General features: G+C 41.3%; 19 protein-coding genes and 3 pseudogenes. 7 read left to right on the forward strand and 15 right to left on the reverse strand.

Annotated elements, in window-relative coordinates; genetic code table 11:
- Positions 1 to 194 precede the first annotated feature (194 nt).
- Positions 195 to 763: pseudogene (locus tag F6K46_RS13165) on the forward strand (hypothetical protein); the annotation flags it as partial.
- Positions 764 to 1698: 935 nt separating this feature from the next.
- Here F6K46_RS13165 and F6K46_RS13170 read toward each other — a convergent pair.
- Entirely contained in the window at positions 1699 to 2691 is a 993-nt protein-coding gene (locus F6K46_RS13170) for an IS630 family transposase (protein WP_293059838.1), read from the reverse strand.
- A 510-nt stretch (positions 2692 to 3201) separates the two neighbouring features.
- Between F6K46_RS13170 and F6K46_RS13175 the strand changes: the two genes are divergently transcribed.
- From F6K46_RS13175 to F6K46_RS40125, 3 genes are all read left to right on the forward strand, one after another.
- The gene (locus F6K46_RS13175) at positions 3202 to 3450 is read left to right on the forward strand and encodes a hypothetical protein (RefSeq protein ID WP_293059757.1); all 249 of its coding nucleotides are present in this window, start codon (positions 3202 to 3204) and stop codon (positions 3448 to 3450) included.
- Between the two features lie 87 nt (positions 3451 to 3537).
- Complete coding sequence (locus F6K46_RS13180) at positions 3538 to 3993, forward strand: transposase (RefSeq protein ID WP_293059754.1); 456 nt, start codon at positions 3538 to 3540, stop codon at positions 3991 to 3993.
- A 275-nt stretch (positions 3994 to 4268) separates the two neighbouring features.
- Positions 4269 to 4586: a hypothetical protein gene (locus F6K46_RS40125; RefSeq protein WP_366510724.1), complete on the forward strand. Its 318-nt coding sequence runs from the start codon at positions 4269 to 4271 to the stop codon at positions 4584 to 4586.
- A gap of 201 nt (positions 4587 to 4787) precedes the next feature.
- Here the strand turns inward: F6K46_RS40125 and F6K46_RS13190 are convergent.
- A pseudogene (locus tag F6K46_RS13190) lies at positions 4788 to 6063 on the reverse strand (ISAzo13 family transposase).
- A 105-nt stretch (positions 6064 to 6168) separates the two neighbouring features.
- Here F6K46_RS13190 and F6K46_RS13195 point away from each other — a divergent pair.
- Positions 6169 to 6408 (forward strand): hypothetical protein, encoded by a 240-nt coding sequence (locus tag F6K46_RS13195; protein WP_293059752.1) that lies wholly within the window; start codon positions 6169 to 6171, stop codon positions 6406 to 6408.
- Positions 6409 to 6587: 179 nt separating this feature from the next.
- Here F6K46_RS13195 and F6K46_RS13200 read toward each other — a convergent pair whose 3' ends face one another.
- From F6K46_RS13200 to F6K46_RS13255, 12 genes and pseudogenes are all read right to left on the reverse strand, one after another.
- Entirely contained in the window at positions 6588 to 8099 is a 1512-nt protein-coding gene (locus F6K46_RS13200; protein WP_293059749.1) for a GMC family oxidoreductase, read from the reverse strand.
- Positions 8100 to 8416: 317 nt separating this feature from the next.
- Positions 8417 to 8770: a type II toxin-antitoxin system PemK/MazF family toxin gene (locus F6K46_RS13205; RefSeq protein WP_293059745.1), complete on the reverse strand. Its 354-nt coding sequence runs from the start codon at positions 8768 to 8770 to the stop codon at positions 8417 to 8419.
- The gene (locus F6K46_RS13210) at positions 8767 to 9003 is read right to left on the reverse strand and encodes a hypothetical protein (RefSeq protein ID WP_293038235.1); all 237 of its coding nucleotides are present in this window, start codon (positions 9001 to 9003) and stop codon (positions 8767 to 8769) included. Before F6K46_RS13210 ends, F6K46_RS13205 begins: the two co-directional genes overlap by 4 nt.
- A 205-nt stretch (positions 9004 to 9208) precedes the next feature.
- Positions 9209 to 9637 (reverse strand): hypothetical protein, encoded by a 429-nt coding sequence (locus F6K46_RS13215; protein ID WP_293068630.1) that lies wholly within the window; start codon positions 9635 to 9637, stop codon positions 9209 to 9211.
- A 56-nt stretch (positions 9638 to 9693) separates the two neighbouring features.
- Entirely contained in the window at positions 9694 to 9780 is an 87-nt protein-coding gene (locus F6K46_RS13220; protein WP_293059832.1) for an element excision factor XisI family protein, read from the reverse strand.
- Positions 9773 to 10159, reverse strand: a pseudogene (locus tag F6K46_RS40130) (element excision factor XisI family protein); the annotation flags it as partial. The gene F6K46_RS13220 and the pseudogene F6K46_RS40130, both read right to left, overlap by 8 nt.
- Positions 10044 to 10532, reverse strand: a complete 489-nt coding sequence (locus tag F6K46_RS13230; RefSeq protein ID WP_293117081.1) for a DUF29 domain-containing protein — start codon at positions 10530 to 10532, stop codon at positions 10044 to 10046. The pseudogene F6K46_RS40130 and the gene F6K46_RS13230, both read right to left, overlap by 116 nt.
- A 17-nt stretch (positions 10533 to 10549) precedes the next feature.
- Complete coding sequence (locus F6K46_RS13235; protein ID WP_293059736.1) at positions 10550 to 11185, reverse strand: heme-copper oxidase subunit III; 636 nt, start codon at positions 11183 to 11185, stop codon at positions 10550 to 10552.
- Positions 11172 to 12860 carry a cytochrome c oxidase subunit I gene (ctaD, locus tag F6K46_RS13240; RefSeq protein WP_293059733.1) on the reverse strand — a complete coding sequence of 563 codons (1689 nt, stop codon included), beginning with the start codon at positions 12858 to 12860 and terminating at the stop codon, positions 11172 to 11174. The genes F6K46_RS13235 and ctaD overlap by 14 nt, the downstream gene beginning before the upstream one ends.
- On the reverse strand, positions 12857 to 13798 hold the full coding sequence (locus tag F6K46_RS13245) for a cytochrome c oxidase subunit II (RefSeq protein WP_293059730.1): 942 nt from the start codon (positions 13796 to 13798) through the stop codon (positions 12857 to 12859). Before F6K46_RS13245 ends, ctaD begins: the two co-directional genes overlap by 4 nt.
- An 8-nt stretch (positions 13799 to 13806) precedes the next feature.
- Complete coding sequence (locus tag F6K46_RS13250) at positions 13807 to 14412, reverse strand: DUF2231 domain-containing protein (RefSeq protein ID WP_293059727.1); 606 nt, start codon at positions 14410 to 14412, stop codon at positions 13807 to 13809.
- Complete coding sequence (locus F6K46_RS13255) at positions 14409 to 14909, reverse strand: DUF2231 domain-containing protein (RefSeq protein WP_293059724.1); 501 nt, start codon at positions 14907 to 14909, stop codon at positions 14409 to 14411. Before F6K46_RS13255 ends, F6K46_RS13250 begins: the two co-directional genes overlap by 4 nt.
- Before the next feature lie 1347 nt (positions 14910 to 16256).
- Here F6K46_RS13255 and F6K46_RS13260 point away from each other — a divergent pair.
- A complete protein-coding gene (locus F6K46_RS13260; RefSeq protein ID WP_293059721.1) occupies positions 16257 to 17741 on the forward strand; it encodes an Ig-like domain-containing protein in 1485 nt (494 codons plus the stop codon).
- An 18-nt stretch (positions 17742 to 17759) separates the two neighbouring features.
- Here F6K46_RS13260 and F6K46_RS13265 read toward each other — a convergent pair whose 3' ends face one another.
- Entirely contained in the window at positions 17760 to 17957 is a 198-nt protein-coding gene (locus F6K46_RS13265) for a hypothetical protein (RefSeq protein ID WP_293059718.1), read from the reverse strand.
- A 366-nt stretch (positions 17958 to 18323) separates the two neighbouring features.
- Between F6K46_RS13265 and F6K46_RS13270 the strand changes: the two genes are divergently transcribed.
- Entirely contained in the window at positions 18324 to 18701 is a 378-nt protein-coding gene (locus F6K46_RS13270) for a VOC family protein (protein ID WP_293060873.1), read from the forward strand.
- Positions 18702 to 18722 lie beyond the last annotated feature (21 nt).

Genomic DNA, 18722 nt, shown 5'->3' on the forward strand with positions numbered 1-18722 from the left:
TTTATTCAATTAGCTTGAGTATAAACACTGGGGGGGCGACAAGCGCCCTGTAACCCTTGATATATCTTAAATTGAGCGAATTATGGTAAAAAAAGATAGGTCAGAAATTGTCAAGACGACCTATCAATTCAAAATGCTACCAGAATTATATCAAAAACATCTAAAAAATCTCCTTTCCGAATCTCAATTATTGTTTTTTTACCTTGTAGTAATTATTGTCCAAGATATCAAGAATGTTAAACTCGAAAAAATTGCTGAATCTTGTCTTGGTGCAGTCGCTCATGGGGTTTCCCCCATGAGCGACTGCATCAAGACAACGTTTTGATATTGAGGAAATGTTCCGAGATTATAAAAGCGGTGGATATAATAGGGAAGGCAGTAATGTTGTCGGGAAACGCTTTATATCTTTACTTATTATAATCTCTTTTGCTTACTTTATTGCTACAATTAAAGGAGAAATAATTAATAAAAGCGATGCAGCGCGGTCTTGGGGGTTCCCCCCATGAGCGACTGCATCAAGACAAGGAGTTCAGGACTATGTAGCTAGAGTCAAAGAGTATGGGCGATTAACTAAAAAACATAGTAATTTTTATATTGGAATGTATGCTCATAAATGGATTAATTTTATGGATAAATGTTGGGAATTAGTTTATGCTTTGATGCGTTTAAGTCGTCATAAGCTCGATAATTATTTACGAGGTATGAGAGCTATGAAGCTTATACAGTCTACTTTTTAGCTCTCATGTCGCCCCCCCAGGTATAAACACTAAAAAAAAATAAATAACTAACCCACTAGTAACTTAAGCAATCGAATTAATAATTCTTATCCTAAAAATATTTGATACTACTATATCAGTATGATAATGTTTAGCTTATAGAGCTATTGATTAAGTTGAAACTAAAAATCATAATTTATTCCCTATTTACCATAAATTCAGTTAAAAATTTTAGCTTTGTCTTTTATTACTTGACGCTTGTCGATAACATTATTCCAAAAATTTTTAATATTATCTATATCAGTCTACTCTTTATATTTGAATAATATTTCGGAGATTATTTGCTCAGTATTTTTCCTGCCATGAGGAGGTATAAAGTCGCTCATTGTTGTTATGATTTACTGAGGAAATTACGGATAAAATAAGGATTAGGGCTGGTGTGGAATTCCGTGCGATCGCATATACCCTAATCCGAGATATATTCTTTTTTTAAAAGTTATGTTACTATTCTAGTAGGTTAGGTGTTAATCCCTAATCAGTGATTCTGCGGGAAGTTTCCTGAAAGTCGTCGGTTTATCTGGTATAATTGCCTTAACAGCCACAAAAGCTTCAGATTTTTCAGTCTGTTGATAAAGACTCCAGAAGCAATAATCGAGCTAAGAGTCTTTGAAGTATCAAACAACAGTATCGAGTCTTAGATATTGACGTAGAGTCTAAGAGGTTGTCTGAGAAGTCCCATTTGCCACATCCAAGCCCCCGTGGGTCCCCCAATTTTGGGGGACTTTTAGAAGCAAATTGACTCTTGTTCCCCCCAAAGTTGGGGGGCTAGGGGGGCAAAATTCAGTATCAAAAAACTTTTCAGATATCCTCTAAAGGTGGTGCTTCAGGGGCGGGCTCTCCAAACACTGGCGACTGTGAAAATGAGGGCAAGCCCGCCCCTGAAGCACCCTACATGCGGGTGCATGTCAGTTTTGTTAAGCACCTAAACAAAATTAATTACATATTCTTGACCAAAATTTTCAAGCACTTTTTTGAGATATTTGATAAAGCTTTTCCAGTTTTCGTAAGCATCAACTTCAATCCACTCATACTTAATAAATTTCCAGAAAATTTTAATTAAGTTGTACTTGGGAGAATAAGTGCAAAATATATCTAAATTTTTTCCTTTCCATTCCTCTAGTTTTTCGAGGATTTTATTGCTCGTGTGTATTGAAGCTTGATCCATTACTACTACAGTGAGTTTAGATAAATTTTTACTAAACTTATCTAAAAAATTAATCACAATTTCACTGTCAATTGAACCCTGATGGATTTCGTAATCTAATTGATTTTCACATCCCATTAATCCGAGAACATTAATTCTTTTGCTTTGGGAACTATTAAGAGTTATTATTTTTAACTTTTCTTGCCATGCATAAGGAATATCTGGCTTCAAAGAGAATCCACTTTCATCTAAATATCTTAATTCAATTTCTCCTTTTATAGCTTGATATTTTAGCTCTTTTAGTCTGGGAATTTTTACGTCTAGCTCCCATTCATCAGGGGTTTTACTCGTTCCTCTCTTCATTCTTTTCCATTTCATATTTAACTTTTTTATGGTTCTTTTTATAGTTTCCTTACTCACCTCGATTTTCCACTCTTTATTGATTTTATTTTTAACTTTATTCAGGCTTTTTGGTTCAGAGTTTACCCACTCCTTTACTTGTTTCCTTTGCTCCTTATTTAATTTAGGTTTTCTGCCCCTACCTTTTTGATTGTATATTCCTATTATTTTTTGATCTTCCCATCTAGTTAACCAGTTATATATAGTTTTTCGAGTGACTCCAAATAGCAACGTTAATTCATTGATAGAAAACTTTTGATAACTCAACAATATACATTTAGCTCTGTCTCTAACTTGAGGATATTTACTTTGCCAACTCATTCTTTCCAACAGTTTTTTAGTTTCGGTATTTAATTCTCTAATGACTCTCATATAAATACCCATTTTTAGTGATTTTATATAATTATAAATTATTAGGCCAAAAATAGGTAATTAATTTTGTGCACCTGCTTAAGCCCTGATTCAGATCCCCCTAACTGAAGTTCCCCTGTACATTTGTACTACAAGGTCACGGAAAGGCTATCCCCATCAGGGATAAGCTTTATTTAGCCTGACCCTTGTGTGCCCATGTAATTTTCCAATTTTATTAAGATTTAAAGTTGGGTAACTTCGGCTATAATGTAGTCATGTATATAGAACGAGTTCCCAATCGAAATTCACCACCTGCTGTCCTTCTCAGGGAATCATACCGAGAGGGAAATAAAGTTCGTAAACGCACCCTAGCGTTCTCTGTCTAAATTACCTGATGATGTCATCGAAAATTTACGTATTGTTCTCAAAGGAGGAGTCGCTGTTGAAAACTTCAAGCAGGCTTTTGAGATTCAAAGGAGCTTACCTCATGGTCATGTATCTGCGGTATTAGGAACTCTTCAGAAATTAGGAGTGCCAGAACTGATAGATTCAAAAGCCTCTCGAAATCGCTCTTTAATCATAGCAATGCTCGTAGCAAGAATTATTGAGCCCCGTTCAAAATTGGCAACGGCGAGGGGATTTAATGTTCAAACTTGTTCAACATCAATGAGTCAGCTACTCGGACTTGAATCAACAGATGAAGATGACTTATATGAAGCCTTGGATTGGCGGCTAGTTAGACAAGCTAATATTGAAAATGAACTGGCTAAAAAGCATTGAGAAGAGGGAGCGTTAGTTCTTTATGATGTCAGTTCTACCTATTTTGTTCGCGAAGCGGAGGCCGTAGGCCACGCTACGCGAACGGCTTTGCCGAAAGGAAAATCCTGTCCTCTGGCTAACTATGGCTATAGTCGAGACAAAAAGAGAGGAAAGCTACAAATTGTTTTTGGTCTACTTTGTAATCGAGAAGGATGTCCGATAGCGGTAGAAGTTTTTGAAGGGAATAAATCCGATACGACGACCTTGGGAAAACAGATAGAAAAAGTCCGTCATCGCTTTGGAATCTCAAAAATCATCTGGGTCGGAGATAGAGGAATGATTACTCAGACCAGAATAGACAAAGAGTTCTCTTCTTACGAAGACCTAGACTGGATTACCGCTTTAACAGCGCCTCAAATTAAAAAATTAGCCGAACAAAAAGTCATTCAACTGGGACTCTTTGATGAACAAAATTTAGTCGAGGTCGAATCGGGAGATTATCCAGAGGTGCGACCCGTGGCGAATTTAATTCGCCTACGGAAAGCGCACCTAGGGAAAGATTAATCGCTTGTCGCAACCCAATAACCGCCGAACAAAGCGCCCAAAAACGAGAAAAACTCTTACAGAAAACAGAAGAAGAATTAGAAAAAATTGTCCGGGCTACTCAAAGAAATAAAAGACCCCTAAAAGGGGCTGACCAAATTGGCATCCGAGTCGGAAAGGTAATTAATAAGTATCTGCTCGGGAAATTATTTAATCTGGAAATCGGTGACAATAGCTTTTCCTACTCTCGCAAGTCACAAGAACTCAAAGTTGCCGCAGCTAAGGATGGATTGTATGTGATTCGTACATCTGTAGAGGCAGAAGTTTTAGATGCTCCAAATACTGTAAAAGCTTATAAAAGTCTCTCTCAAGTGGAACAAGCTTTTCGCTCTTATAAGACTGTGGATTTAAAAGTCCGTCCAATTTATCATCACCTTGAAAGCCGAGTTAAATCTCACGTTTTTCTTTGTATGCTGGCTTATTATGTGGAATGGCACATGAAACAAGCTTTAGGGCCGATTTTGTTTGAGGATGAGGATGACACTCCTATGGATTGGGATGGAGTAACTCCTGTCAAACGTTCAAAAAAGGCTTTAGGGACTTCCAAAGAATAAATCATCCAAAGACAACTCAAGAAATCTCTTTTTTGAAAAAAATAATCATTATTATAGAGCCAGAGAAAGGGTGGGCGTCAGCCACCCCTTTCTCTCCTAAAATACGCCGCCAAAATTTCTAGACTTCTGATCGTACAGTGATGACAAATATTAGACTAAATTTATTTCTAGGTTTTTGAGATGATTTTAATTATTGGACAACTAGCTTGTGCCACAACAGATATCAATAAACCACTTCCCTAAATTTGGCAAGTCTTTATCTGTATAATTGGTAAGACGTTTGATTTTTTTTTCAATTTTTTCCCTAGCTTTTTTTGTAAGCTTAACTCCTGTCTCATAAGTTTGAGTAACTAACTTAACAATTGGAGTTTTTCCCTTCCAGGTCATAGTTTCGGCAAATTTTAAGGCAGTCTCAACTTCATCTAAAATGCTACCATTCCAATGGTTTTCTAGCACCGCCCAAGTTCTTTCAATGGGATTATATTTACTAGGATAAGGGGGGTAATACGCTAAACGTATATTAAGTTGATATTTCTGGGAAAATTCAACTATACGTTTCATGAATTGGGTACGCCGAGAATTATTCTCCGGTCCATTATCTTGATTAATCACCAGTGTTTTTATTTGCTCAAAATGAGACTTTTTAGACTGCCAAAAATCCTCTAATACATCAACTATAAAGTCACTGGTAATTTTTGACTCTGTGAAGTCCAAAAATAGGTCATCAAGCTCTGGAAGGAATATACCGTAAGGTGTTAGAGTTGTTTTTGGATTAAAATCATGGTCATTGTCTTGATGCAGTCGCTCATGGGGGAAACCCCCAAGACCGCGCTGCATCGCTAGTTTCAACCGCAATTCTAGTTTTACCACCTCGGTCAAATAAACCAATATTTATGATAGCTTTGGCATCTAAACTTAAACGTAAAATGCTAGGGTCTTGATCAGCCTCCTGATTAACTATTGCTAATTGCTCGAAGATTGCCTCGGTTTCTGGAATTTTTTTTGAGGTAAAACTTTGGCGACCCGCTTGAGACGATATCCTAAATTATTTAGCTTAATACGAATCGTTTCGACCGTTGGTAATTCTTGATCACAGTAACCCAATTTATCAATTAGTTGTTTTCGGACTTGGGCAGCAGTTAAGCGTGTATAAAGTCTCTGACTTTTAAAACTTGGGTCAGTTTGGCTTTGAGAATCAACTAACTTTTTGATATCTTCTAAAAGATTTGGTAAATGGTCTTCGGCTTTTTTCCTTCCTTTAGCTGAATGGTTATCACAGCAAGTAATCCCATTTTTTAACTCGTTCATTCCTTTGCGGATAGTCCCTCGATTCCACCCTAATTCTCTTTCAGCCAGCGACTGTCCCCCTAATCCAACGTTCCAAAACTGTTTGTGCCATAAATTTGCGCTTGGCTGCACCTTTCAATTCAAGGGCAGTTAAGACCAACAAATTTTTAAGGGAATCAGTTAACTCTATCAACATCTGTCAGTCAAAAAATTTAATCATAATCCATTTTACCACAAAAACGGCGAGCAAGGGATCGTCTTCCTCCTCCAATTCCATTAATTCTCATTATTGAGAATGGATAGTTTATTTTCTGGAAGTCCCTTATCCAAAGCTCGTAGGAAGAAGACATCAGAGAACTTACCCGTACATAGCTTTTCAACTTTGATGGCCGATCTGGGGACAATTACTCTCAACACTATTACTGCTAAATTAGAGGGAAATTCTCTAACTTTTTCCAAGGTTACTCAACCCACACAAGTCCAACAAAAAGCTTTGGATTTGCTTAATGTTTCCCTGTTTGTACCCAGTAAGTAACTTCCCGAAAATCTCTAATCCCTTATCCTGCATAGGTTGTGCCGTTTTGTCAAAGGGGAACTTCAGCCCTAAATCCCCCTTAATAAGGGGGACTTTTGAATCTAATTCCCCCCTTTTTTAAGGGGGGTTAGGGGGGATCTATGTACCTAATTTCAAAAGTGACATGCTCCCCTACATCCTTACCCAAACTGTTCAATCAGATGATCGCCCACCCGCAGAGCATTAGCAATAATGGTTAAAGCTGGGCTGACACTAGCATTGGATGGAAAGAAACTGCCATCGACTACGTAAAGATTTTCCACATCATGAGTGCGGCAGTTGCGATCGAGCACAGTAGTAGCAGGATCGTCCCCAAAACGGCAGGTGCCACACTGATTTGCCATTACTTGAATCGGTACTTCCCCACGAGGATATATTTTACCGCTCTGAAAACTATCCAGCCGTTTTTCAATGGTTTTTAGCACTTCAGTCAAGCGATAAACTAGGCGATCGTGGGCTTCGATATTATTGGGAGTGTAGTCAATATACAACTTGTTTCCATCAATTCGTACTCGATTATTGGGATCGGGCAAATCCTCCGTCTGCACCCACCAGCCAATGGAACGAGTAGCTAACTGCTTTAGTCCAAATCCTGGCATAAATTTTGCCAGAACTGATAACAGTGGTGGTGCTTCAGCAAAAATAATATCTGTGAGCAATCCACCGGTATTTTGAATGTGACCCATTGGGTAAGGAAAATCGGAATCACCCCAATAAAAATCATTGAGATAAATACTTCTTTGAAAAGCACCTGAATTAGGCTTAGTGCTCAGTTGCACTACAGCAGTCATTAGGCTTTTCATCAAATTCCGTCCCACTTGCCCCGAACTGTTAGCAAGTCCTTGGGGGTGTCGATCATTGGCAGAGTGTAATAGCAAGGCTGCTGAATTTACGGCACCACAAGCAACTACGACAATCTCCCCCATAAACAAGTAGGATTGTCCGGCAATTTCGGCTTCGACCCCTTTAACTGCTAAACCTGAGGGGTTAGTGTGCAAACAGACCACCTTCGCATTGGTTTTTAAGGTTACGTTCGGATGTTTCAACGCTGGCACAATTCCGCTGACCTCGGAATCATTGGTTGGGTCGTCGTCTTGGCGCGTCAGTCCTAACGGTAGGTAAGATGGATGCAGACCTTGCTGAGCGATCGCATTGTAAATTTCCGCAATTTGAGGCTCTTGGGGGATTGCTTCAAAGGGATAGTCTTGACTATGAAATGGCTCGGTGGGATCGCTGGTTGCCTGACCGTGAACCTTATAAAGCTGTTCTGCTTCAGTGTAGTAGGGTTCAAAGTCGGAATATTTCAAACACCACTCCGGCGACACTCCTTCTTGATGTTGCACTTTCTCAAAATCCCGCTCCCGCAGTCGTAGCAATGCTGCACCATAGATTTTAGTATTGCCACCGATAGCGTAATTCATTTGGGGGAAAAAGGGTTCTCCAGCAGTGTCATACCAAATTTCAGGAGCGTGATAGCGTTCTCGCTTAAAAATATCGACATTACTGCGATTTTGCTCTTCTAGAGGCATAAAATCGCCTCGTTCTAGGATCAGAATTTTCTTTCCTGTTGGCGCAAGTTTATAGGCTAAGGTTCCGCCGCCAGCCCCTGTGCCGATAATAATAAAGTCGTAATATTGGTCGTCGATAATCATAGTAAAAGTCCGAAGTTTGAAGTGGGAAGTCGGAAGTCAGAAGTCAGAAGTCAGAAGTCAGAAGTCAGAAGTCAGAAGTCAAAAGTCAGAAGTCAGAAGTCAGCTATGACTAAGTTTCGGAGTTTAGGAATGTCAAACCTCTGAATGTGTAGTGCGCTTGCAGGAGTTCAGGAGTTACAGATGATCACTGACTTGTGATATTTTTGAGGATAGGTGCGTTACTTAATTAACATACCCTAGAAAATTAGTGATTGGCCGTAGGCCACGCTACGCGATCGCACTTTTGTATAGGTGGATTATCTTATGGAAAGCAGGATTTATAGCTCATATCCAAGTGTTAGCAAAACCACTTCTTCCAATTGAGCAACTGTTTTAGGACTAAGGTGCCCCAGTTTTTGAATTAAACGACTTTTGTCAAGCACTCGCATTTGGAAACACAGTGCAACAGAATCTTGAGCTAATCCACCCTCTCCTTGTGCAATCTGAACACAAATTGGTAACGAAGCGCGGCGTTGATTTGTCGTTAAAGGAATTGCAATAATTGTTGTAGAGAACTGGGAAACAATGTCATTTTGAAAAATAATGACAGGACGAATACCTGCTTGCTCAGAACCTTGACTTGGATTGAGATTAGCTACCCAGATATCGCCACGCTGATATTTATTGGTCATAGCTTATCTTCTTGATCAAGACTTGCCGCATAATCGCTCATTCCCACTTCAGCAAGAGCGCGGTCTTCCTCAGCAAACTCATGAGCAAGGGCTTTTAACTGAGCAGGATCTAGGACAATCCGACGACGTTTATCTTGAAACTTAAGAAATGCAATAAAATCAGCGACTTGCTGAAGTTGTTCAGCAGTAAGTATATCCAGGTCTTGCTTGATAGCTTCGGTGCTGATTGACATAGCAGTAACTTAGTACAATTATAGGTTAGTGATAGGTTATTCCCCAGAAATGTTGAATCTAGTAGGGCTGATGGCTGATGGCTGATAGCTGATAGCTGATAGCTGATAGCTGATAGCTGATAGCTGATAGCTGATAGCTGATAGCTGATAGCTGATAGCTGATAGCTTACCTCATAAATACGATAAACGCTATCGACAAGTTTAGCTAGGGACAAGGCTCAATTGTCCAATCTTTAGGTTTCTCACTTTTATAACAGGACTGTTGACGACCTGCTTCTTTTAAATTCCATTTACCGGTAGATTGATCGAATTGAAACTCAAGTCGATAACGCTTGCCCCTAATTTTGTCATCAGGTAGATTCATCTGGGTTAGAATCACGATTTTCTCAAAAGCTTGCTGCTCAATCACCTTTATTTCTTCAGTAAACTCACTCTCGACCGTTTCTTTGTTACCAAATAAGTCTAATGCGATCGCTTTCGGATCATCTCCTATTCTCTTACCTTTGATTTCAGCTATATTCAAGGGTTGATAACGAGATTTTTCTAACGCATCATCAGAGGGATTACAACCCATTATGATTAAGCTAATAGTAAACCCTACTCCTAGAAGCGGTAACCTGTCTTTTCTATCCATGGTCATTTAAACTTAAATTTGTTATAGCCTTGATTTTATCAAACACGAATCAATTTTTAATTGACGGCAAATTCAGTTTGCTGACGCATTTCGGGAGGATAGAAAGCTAAAACAATATTTTCTTTCTTGATTGATGCCAGCATTAACTAAATCAGTAGTGATACCCGTTTCTATTCCATCATATTCAATATAAATTTTATGATTTTTTATAGTAATATATATTAGGTTTCCTCTGATTCTTTTTCCCTGTGACCATCCTACCTGCATTAATCCATAGTGCTCTCGTGTTTCGTCAAAAATGGGATCAAGTCGGATGTCTCCATGAGAGGGACGAAATTGAGCGTATTTTAGAATAACTTGTTTTATTATTTCTCGATAGGTCGTTTGGGTATCCATTGTTTGACTTCTAATTTGGAGGAAACCAATCCGATTGGATTTGCTCAGGGGAATAGGGACATTTGTCAGGAAAGTCCCAATCGGAAATTCCGGTTTCATTAGCAGCATCGGCTCTCGCATCACCATAAACCTTTGATAAATCTGCCCAGTATCGCTTTAAACTAGGAGTATCTCTGAGATAGCGTTTAAGGTTATTGCGCTCTCGTTTGATGGTTATTTCCCAAGACCTAGACCGTTTTTCAGGTTGATATTCCCATTTCAACAGATGTTGAATCGTTAAACGAATAGAAGATAAAAAGCGGTCTCGCTCTCGTTTACCCAAGTCTTCAATTTCTTCTAGGAGATTAATCCAGTCTACTTCACTATATCGTTGTTCTTTGATCAGATAAACTTGTTGTTCAACCCATTGGATGATATCAGTTTCATAGAGCATTTTTTTATTGGAAATATCACTAAACATGACAAAAGCCTTACCTGGTTGGGTTACGCTCCTGCTCACCCAACCTAAGAATAACGCTACTGCCAGATGTAAATCAGCACAAACAAAATAATCCAGATCACATCGACAAAATGCCAGAACAGGGAGGTGGCAGCAACCCCAAACTCACCGTTGTTGTAGTTGCCGGGAATGAAGGAGCGTCCCAGCATAATCAATTGCAGCAAGACTCCTGTGAGCACGTGCAAACCATGAAACCCGGTAAGCAAATAAAAGGTGCCGCCAAATACGCCATCGGTAAACCCAAAGGGGAGACTGCTCCATTCCACTGCCTGACCATATAAAAAGTAGCTCCCCATTGCCATGGTCAAGAGCCAAAATGCCCGAAAGCCCCACAGATTTTTGGCATGGAGATATCGTTCGGCAATGTAAATTACGAAACTACTAGAAACCAGGACTACAGTATTAATAGCTGGCTCTTTGATCTCTAGCCCTGTGACACCGGTAGGGAGCCAGTCGGCTGTGGTAGTCTTATAAACAATGTATCCAGCAAAGAAGCTCAGGAAGATAACACTTTCCGAAAGCAAGAAAATGATGAAGCCAAACATGCTGTTGCCCGCTTCATCATGGCTATGTTCTGCCGTCCCATCAGAGGTATGGGTCTGACTCGGTATTACACCAGAGGTGAGTGATGGATCGATTTCAGTTGGGTTCATGAATAACTTCTAGGGCATCAGGGTTAGAAATCAAAGCTTCAGATTTGCCATAGCCATAGGGTTCGGCAATCACCACAGGCAACTGTTCAAAGTTCTCGTGACTGGGCGGGGAGGAGACAAGCCATTCTATCCCGATCGCCCGCCAGGGATTGGCTGGTGCTTTTTCTCCTTGTACCCAAGAACCAACCATATTGAGGATAAAGGGCAAAGTAGACATGCCCAACAGGAACGCTCCAATGCTAGCAACCACATTCCAAAAGGCAAATTCGGGATCGTAGGACGCAACTCGGCGGGGCATTCCTTGCAGTCCTAATGGGTGCATGGGGAAAAAATTGAGATTGGCTCCAATAAAGGTTAGGGCAAAGTGCAGTTTACCCAACCCTTCATTATACATCCGCCCTGTCATTTTGGGGAACCAATGGTAGAAGGCGGCATAAATTCCCATAACTGTTGCGCCATAGATAACGTAGTGAAAGTGACCAACAACGAAATAGGTGTTGTTGACGTGAATATCTACTGGAACGGCTGCTAACATAATGCCAGTAATGCCCGCAAATACGAACATCACCAAGCCACCTAGTCCGAAAAGCATGGCGCTGGTGAGTCTGAGTTTGCCTCCCCAAATGGTGGCTACCCAGGCAAACACTTTGATGCCAGTTGGCACGGAAATCAGCATTGTGGAGAACATAAACAGCATCCGCATCCATCCGGGGGTGCCACTAGCAAACATGTGATGCACCCAGACTATAGCGCTCAACCCGACAATAATTAGGGATGAAATAGCAACTACTTTGTAACCAAAAAGGGGCTTGCGGGCGTAAACTGGGAATATTTCTGAAAAAATGCCAAAAATCGGCAGGATAATTACGTAAACGGCTGGGTGAGAGTAGAACCAGAAAAAGTGCTGGAACAGAATGGGATCGCCCCCTTTGGCAGGGTCAAAAAAGCTGGTGCCTAGGGTTAAATCAAACAACAGCATGATGGCTCCAGCAGTCAGGGCAGGTAAGCCAAATAATTGAATAATCTGGGCACTGAGTACAGCCCAGACAAAGACAGGCATTCGGAAAAAGGTCATTCCGGGCGATCGCATCCGAATAATCGTGGTTACGATGTTGACAGCTCCTAGAATAGAGGATACTCCCGAAAGCGCCACGGCTAGTAGCCAGAGAAATTGACCGTTAATCAAAGCACCAGTAGGGTTTTGCAGGCTCACGGGTGGATAAGACCACCAACCTGCCTGGGCTGGGCCTCCTGGAGCTAAAAAGCTTCCCATCAGGACAACCCCAAAGACGGGCACCATCCAGAAGGCGAGGGCATTTAGCCTGGGAAATGCCATATCCCGTGCCCCAATCATCAGCGGTACTAGGTAATTGGCCAGCCCGGCTAACACTGGAAAGGTCCACAAGAACAGCATTACTGTTCCGTGGAGGGTAAACATAGCATTGTAGACGGTGCGATCAACCAGATCGGCCTCTGGGGTAATCAGTTCACCCCGGACGATCATGGCAAATATTCCACCAATGAGAAAGAAGAAAAAAGAGGTGACAATATACTGAATCCCAATCACTTTGTGATCGGTGCTGAAGCTGAAAAAGCGTTTCCAGTCTTCAGGGGTACCTGGCGAGGGCTGTTTGCCCAAGGAAGCGATCGCGTCAACCGAAGAAAGATTGGTCATAACCCTTTGTTTTGCTGATTTGAACCAGAGTAATTCACCATAGGAGGCGCAGCTGGAACCACCGTTTTCCAGCCTGCATTAATTGCTGTTTCAGAGGCTCGACGATATTCCTCGAAGGCTGGATTGTAGGCTGCTTTGGGGGGTTGAACCGCTGCTTGAGCAAGCCACTGCTGATAGGATTCCGGGGATTGTACCACCACATCCGCCTGCATTGCTGCAAAGTAAGTCCCACTGTATTGAGAATCCCGCAACCGATAGTTGCCTTCGCGAATGGGAGTAAATTCAAACTCGATCGCCTGATTTGGGATAATATCCTGCTTAACTCGAAAGGCGGGTATATAAAACCCATGTATCACATCCTCTGATTTCAGGGTAAGCTTGATGCGATGGTTGTTGGGTAAATGCAGTTCTGTGCTGCTGATACTTTGCTCGGGATAGCGAAATTCCCACGCCCACTGACGAGACAAGACTTCGATGCGCTCTATTGGTTCGTTGGAGTCAGGCATTTGTGAGTCAGTACTTGGTTCAATTGGTGCAGCCTCAGCGGTTGCCATTTCTAGATGAACATGCTCCATCGGACCGAGAATCGACATCTGGTCGTAGACCTGGTAACTGTAGGCTGCAATCCAAATTACTAGGACCAAGGGAATTGCTGTCCAGACGATTTCCAGGGTGATGTTTCCTTCAATTGCTGGACCATCACTGATGTCATACTTGCCTGCTTGCTGAAACAAGACTGAATAGGTTAGGGTTCCTACTACTCCTAAGAAAATAAAGGTTCCCAGTGTCACTAGGAAACTGAATAAATCGTCAACTAGCAGGGATTCAGCTGAAGCTTGGGGAGGAAACCAAGAGTAAGCCTGTTGACCCATCCACAGACTAATCCCGGCTAATGCGATCGCAACGACAACCAAAGTCAAAATCCTGCGAATATTCATGAGCTTATTTATTTCAAGAGTAAGTTTGGATCTTGCCCCAGTCTCAACAGGCGATCAGCGCTAATGTGTAGGCCAAAATCTGCCGCCAGTTGCGCTCCCAGGGTACCGTGAACAAACATCAGTGCAAAAATCCCTAGTCCCGCTAACAAATAGGTCCATTGTACTTGTCTGGCCCTATCCTTATTCCAAACAAATCGCTGAAATCCTCGCCATACTGTCATTGCTACAATCAGCAGCAGCAGCAAGACTCCGCCAACTCCATGCCAAAGCATGGTTTCCATCGCTTGTAATCCCCAGGCACTTCTAACCTCTGTGGGTGGGTCTGCCAGCATGATTTCATAGAAACCCGCTGCAACGGTGAAGAAAGTAACCACTGCTGCTGCCAGCATGTTGTACCAGCCGACATCAAAAAAATTGGATCTTGTGGCAGGAATTGCCAGTATCTTAAAGACTGGCTTTTCCAGGGGAAACAAGACCCCAACGATATCAAAGCCGATGGCCACGATAAATAAACCAAGGGTTAGATGTACCAGATTGGGATGAATCGGAATCGGGTAAGGCAAGCCATTGGCTCCCAATTGGCTCCCTAGTTGGTCAATTAGGTTTGAACTCATTGCAACAAGCCCTCCCTAGTCCCTTCTACTACCGGAACAGTATGTAATCCATAAACCCAAACCAGTAAGTCACCCAGGTAGACCTGGACAAACACTAACCCTACTAACAACGCCCCCACCCCCAAAAAAGGTATGGGTAACTCTTTGGGATTGCGAGAACGAATAATGTAGCGCCATGCTGTCACCGCTGCAATGATGCCAGACAGAGACCAACCAATCAGCGTATGCAGGTTCAATGTTGCCTCTGCTGCTGTGTAAGGCTCTGCTAATCCAGCTTCAATTTGCCCAAAAATAACAGCAATAAAGATAGAAATAGTCGCAAAAAATAAATTCCACCAACTTACCTCATACAGACGATAATTACGGCTAAAGTAGCCGATAGCGTCACACAAGACGGCAAACAATACCATGGCAATCACAAAATGAACCACGATCGGATGAATTGTATCGGGATACGGCAAGTTGTGATCGTTGAGTGGGGGGAGATACTCTAGCATATTGTTCTCAATGAGGTTTCAATGAGGAATTGTTGGTAGTGGTAAACAAGTAGTGATTTTCACACCCGAAACCTTCACGCTTACCGTAGCAAAATCACTACATATTTACCACTAACTTACTAAGTTTGAATTATACTACTCAAATAATAGTAAAATACTAGACTAACTAAAACGCTAGTATCAAATTATTAGGCATCTTTGACATTAGAGCCATAAAAACAATTATATTCAGGCTGAGCAGCAATAAAATAACATAAAATTGTTGGGGCTTTATTCCTTTCAAAAAAAACACTGCGATTCTCCTATTTTTTAGTTTTTACCTAGATATAAATCCTCATTAACTGAGGATTTACTTAGACTTGATCAGATATCTAGTTAGTGACTGCTAATTTTTAAGCAAACAACTAACTTTGTCAAATTGATTCAAATTACAGGGTTTACAAAGCAAGCAGCTAGCTCCAGTTAGTAGATATAGCTACTAACTGGAGCAAGGATAGCGATACCTGACTTTAGATATATCACCTGGTTTTAGTATAGCCAGCTAACCCTTAGTATTAGTATATTTTCAGAAAGTTTTAAGATTTATTACAAAGCCAAAAAGGTTGACAATTTGTCTTATCTGACTTTGACGATTTGTATTGTTATAGCAAAGGTAAATTTGGCTCAGGTAAAAGGGAACAGGGAGTAGGGAGTAGGAAACTTTGGAATAGGGAATAGGTAAAAAAATGTATCCATAATTACTATTATAACCGCTAGATAAAGTATTAACTGTATAAATTGAAGGGGATTGGCTTTGGAAACTATAGGCTAGAACTGTTGAGTAATTTTACTTATGGTTTTCCTTCGATATCGTGCCAAGGTGATTTCGACATAAGCAACGTTATCGAGGTGCGACCCGTGGCGAATTTAATTCGACGACTGTAAGCGCACCTCAGGAATCAGGAGCTTCGAGTGAGGAGCTTCAAGTCAGTATAAATTAACTTCTCAGTTAATTTGCAATTAATCAGAGTTTAATCATTTGATAAGATTAGTGATAGCACTTTTGTTTTTCTACTTTGACTAGAAAATACTATAAGTCGAAAATTACCAATTTTTGGACTTATATCTGATTTTTTGGGTCAATTACCCTGTTAGTGAGGATTGGACTGACTAATACTGGGGTATTGGCTTGAGGCGGTGACAGATTGGCTATACTGACAGATTGGCTATACTGATTAGTGAGTCAGGGCTTAGGCAACAAATCTATGATACGTTTGGTAAATAAAATTGGGGGTAAAGCCCCTCAGAGAAATCAATGACTGAGGTAGTAGAGTTCAACCGATTAAACTATCAGTAGCAACTCAAACCGTGAAGATTCAAACTTTTCTTCAACCCATTGACCGTACTGCTGGGGTAGTCATAGTTATACTGAGTCTACTGATTGGTATATTACTGTGGACTGGCGATCGCACTGCCCCCAGGGTACGGGAATTTTCCTGGCAAGATAAACAAGTTGGTGCGGAGGATAAAGCATTTATCCTAACCTTCAGCCGTCCTATGGATCAGACTAGTGTGGAAGCGAATCTGAACATTGTTCCACCCATCCCGGGCAAAATTAGCTGGGCTGGACGCAAAATGGCTTATACTCCGCTGCTCCCTTTACCCTATGGCACCGAGTATCAATTCCAGCTCACTGGGGCAGTAGAGCAATTCGCTAAGCCTGGCAATAAGACTGCCATCGAACCGTTTAAGGCATCCTTCCGTACCCGTGACCGAGCCTTTGCCTATGTGGGTGTTAAAGCAGAAGAACAGGGGCGATTAATTTTCTATAATCTCACTCGCCAACAAAAAACTATCTTAACGCCTCCAGATTTGCTGGTTATGGACTTTAAGTTCTATCCTGATGGCAGCCGAATTCTTTTCTCTGCTGTTAGAAGTCAGAATAAAGAACAGGACTTGCTCTCTGCAAAATTATATACTGTGACCACGGGCATATCTACTCGTGCCCCAGCTCAAGAGACCGTATCCTCAGACTCTGGTGGTAAAGTTGAGCTGGTTCTCGATAGCAAAGACTACCAGAATCTGAAGTTTGATTTGTCTGCTGATGGTAAAACGATTGTGGTACAGCGGGTCAGTCGCAGTAATCCTTCGGAATTTGGGCTGTGGACCATACAACCTGGTGCTAAACCAAAACCATTAGACCATGAACCAGGAGGAGATTTTATGATTACTCCTGACAGCAACGCTATTGCGATGGCTCAAGGTCAGGGAGTGGGCATTTTACCCTTGACACCAAATGCTCAACCCCTAGACTTTTTACCGAAGTTTGGCATGGTCCTAAACTTTGCTAAGGATGGTTCAGCAGCAGTGATGGTGAAGTTTAATAGTGACTATACGCGATCGCTATTTTTAGTCAAAAACCAGGGCTCTGAGCAAGAGATACTGCGCACCACTGGTTCTGTCCATAGTTGTGAATTCTCGGCGCAAAACCATATTCTCTATTGTCTGCTCAGCCAACTCATTGCTGGGGAAGAATTCAAAGAAGAACCTTTCCTAGCAGCGATTAGCCTTAAACCTAATGACAAGAATGAGTATACCTTAAAGCGCTTGGTACTTTTACCGGAGCAACAGGAAGTTCATATGAGTTTGTCCCCAGATGACTTAGGTATACTCTTTGATCAAATAGTCCCTGAACGGTCATCTGATGAAGGTTTGATCACTGATGAAGGACAAATAATTGCTAATGCTAGACTGTGGCTATTACCTTTAGAGGATGATACATCTTCAGATACTCCAGTGAAGCTGGAAGCGGAACCACTCCTAACTGGATTTAATGCTCGTTGGCTACCTTGAAGGTTAGCAGGTTTAAGGTTAGTAGGTTGAACGCGATCGCGTGGCCAATAGGCCAAGGTTAGTAGGTTGAAGGTTAGTAGGTTGAAGGTTAGTAGGTTGAAGGTTAGCTGGTTGAAGGTTAGTAGGTTGAAGGTTAGTAGGTTGAAGGTTAGCTGGTTGAAGGTTAGCTGGTTGAAGGTTAACAGGTTGAACGCGATCGCGTGGCCAATAGGCCAAGGTTAGCTAGTTGAAGGTTAGCAGGTTGAACGCGATCGCGTGGCCAATAGGCCAAGGTTAGCTGGTTGTAAGCATTCAGCCTTCAGCGGTCAGCTGTCAGCAGATGAATAGCACTAACCTTAATTGGTAGTGCTATAACCTTAAACCTGTCGCCTTAAACCATCAAACCTTAAACCTGTAACCAAACAACCTTCAAACCAAACAACCTTCAAACCAAACAACCTTCAAACCAAACAACCTTCAACCTTCAAACCAAACAACCTTCAACCTTCAAACCAAACAACCTTCAACCTTCAAACCTTCAACCTTCAACATTAAAACCTTCAACATTAAAACCTTCAACCTGTAACCTTAAAGTAAAAGACTATGGAAATTAATCAGTGTCTTCATGTTGCTGTTTTAGTTTCTGATTTGGAAAATGCAGAGGATTTTTACGGTAAGATTCTGGGATTATCTAAAGTTGAACGAGAGCTGAGATTTCCTGGTGCTTGGTATCAGGTTGGTCAATTTCAAATTCACTTGATGGTTAATCCTAATGCTTTAGTTGAACTAAAAAATCCTGAAAAATGGGGTCGTAATCCCCACATTGCCTTTAGCGTAGTAAATTTAGATGACGCGAAGGAATCTCTACAAGCTCATGGTTACCCGATTCAATTGAGCTCGTCTGGTCGTGCGGCATTGTTTACCCAAGATCCAGATGGTAATATTATTGAGCTTAGTCAGATTAGTAAGATTAGCACTTAGGGGTTAAGGTCGGTATGGGGA

This window comes from Moorena sp. SIO3E8, assembly GCF_010692445.1.
Classification (GTDB): domain Bacteria; phylum Cyanobacteriota; class Cyanobacteriia; order Cyanobacteriales; family Coleofasciculaceae; genus Moorena; species Moorena bouillonii.

Excerpts from the sequence above, each read along its gene's own strand:
- F6K46_RS13170 (WP_293059838.1), bottom strand. The coding sequence starts at position 2,691 with ATGAGAGTCATTAGAGAATTAAATACCGAAACTAAAAAACTGTTGGAA.
- F6K46_RS13250 (WP_293059727.1), bottom strand. The coding sequence starts at position 14,412 with ATGAGTTCAAACCTAATTGACCAACTAGGGAGCCAATTGGGAGCCAAT.
- F6K46_RS13255 (WP_293059724.1), bottom strand. The coding sequence starts at position 14,909 with ATGCTAGAGTATCTCCCCCCACTCAACGATCACAACTTGCCGTATCCC.
- F6K46_RS13245 (WP_293059730.1), bottom strand. The coding sequence starts at position 13,798 with ATGAATATTCGCAGGATTTTGACTTTGGTTGTCGTTGCGATCGCATTA.
- F6K46_RS13270 (WP_293060873.1), top strand. The coding sequence starts at position 18,324 with ATGGAAATTAATCAGTGTCTTCATGTTGCTGTTTTAGTTTCTGATTTG.
- F6K46_RS13205 (WP_293059745.1), bottom strand. The coding sequence starts at position 8,770 with ATGACCAATAAATATCAGCGTGGCGATATCTGGGTAGCTAATCTCAAT.
- ctaD (WP_293059733.1), bottom strand. The coding sequence starts at position 12,860 with ATGACCAATCTTTCTTCGGTTGACGCGATCGCTTCCTTGGGCAAACAG.
- F6K46_RS13215 (WP_293068630.1), bottom strand. The coding sequence starts at position 9,637 with ATGGATAGAAAAGACAGGTTACCGCTTCTAGGAGTAGGGTTTACTATT.
- F6K46_RS13210 (WP_293038235.1), bottom strand. The coding sequence starts at position 9,003 with ATGTCAATCAGCACCGAAGCTATCAAGCAAGACCTGGATATACTTACT.
- F6K46_RS13195 (WP_293059752.1), top strand. The coding sequence starts at position 6,169 with ATGGATAGTTTATTTTCTGGAAGTCCCTTATCCAAAGCTCGTAGGAAG.
- F6K46_RS13200 (WP_293059749.1), bottom strand. The coding sequence starts at position 8,099 with ATGATTATCGACGACCAATATTACGACTTTATTATTATCGGCACAGGG.
- F6K46_RS13220 (WP_293059832.1), bottom strand. The coding sequence starts at position 9,780 with ATGCTGGCATCAATCAAGAAAGAAAATATTGTTTTAGCTTTCTATCCT.
- F6K46_RS13235 (WP_293059736.1), bottom strand. The coding sequence starts at position 11,185 with ATGAACCCAACTGAAATCGATCCATCACTCACCTCTGGTGTAATACCG.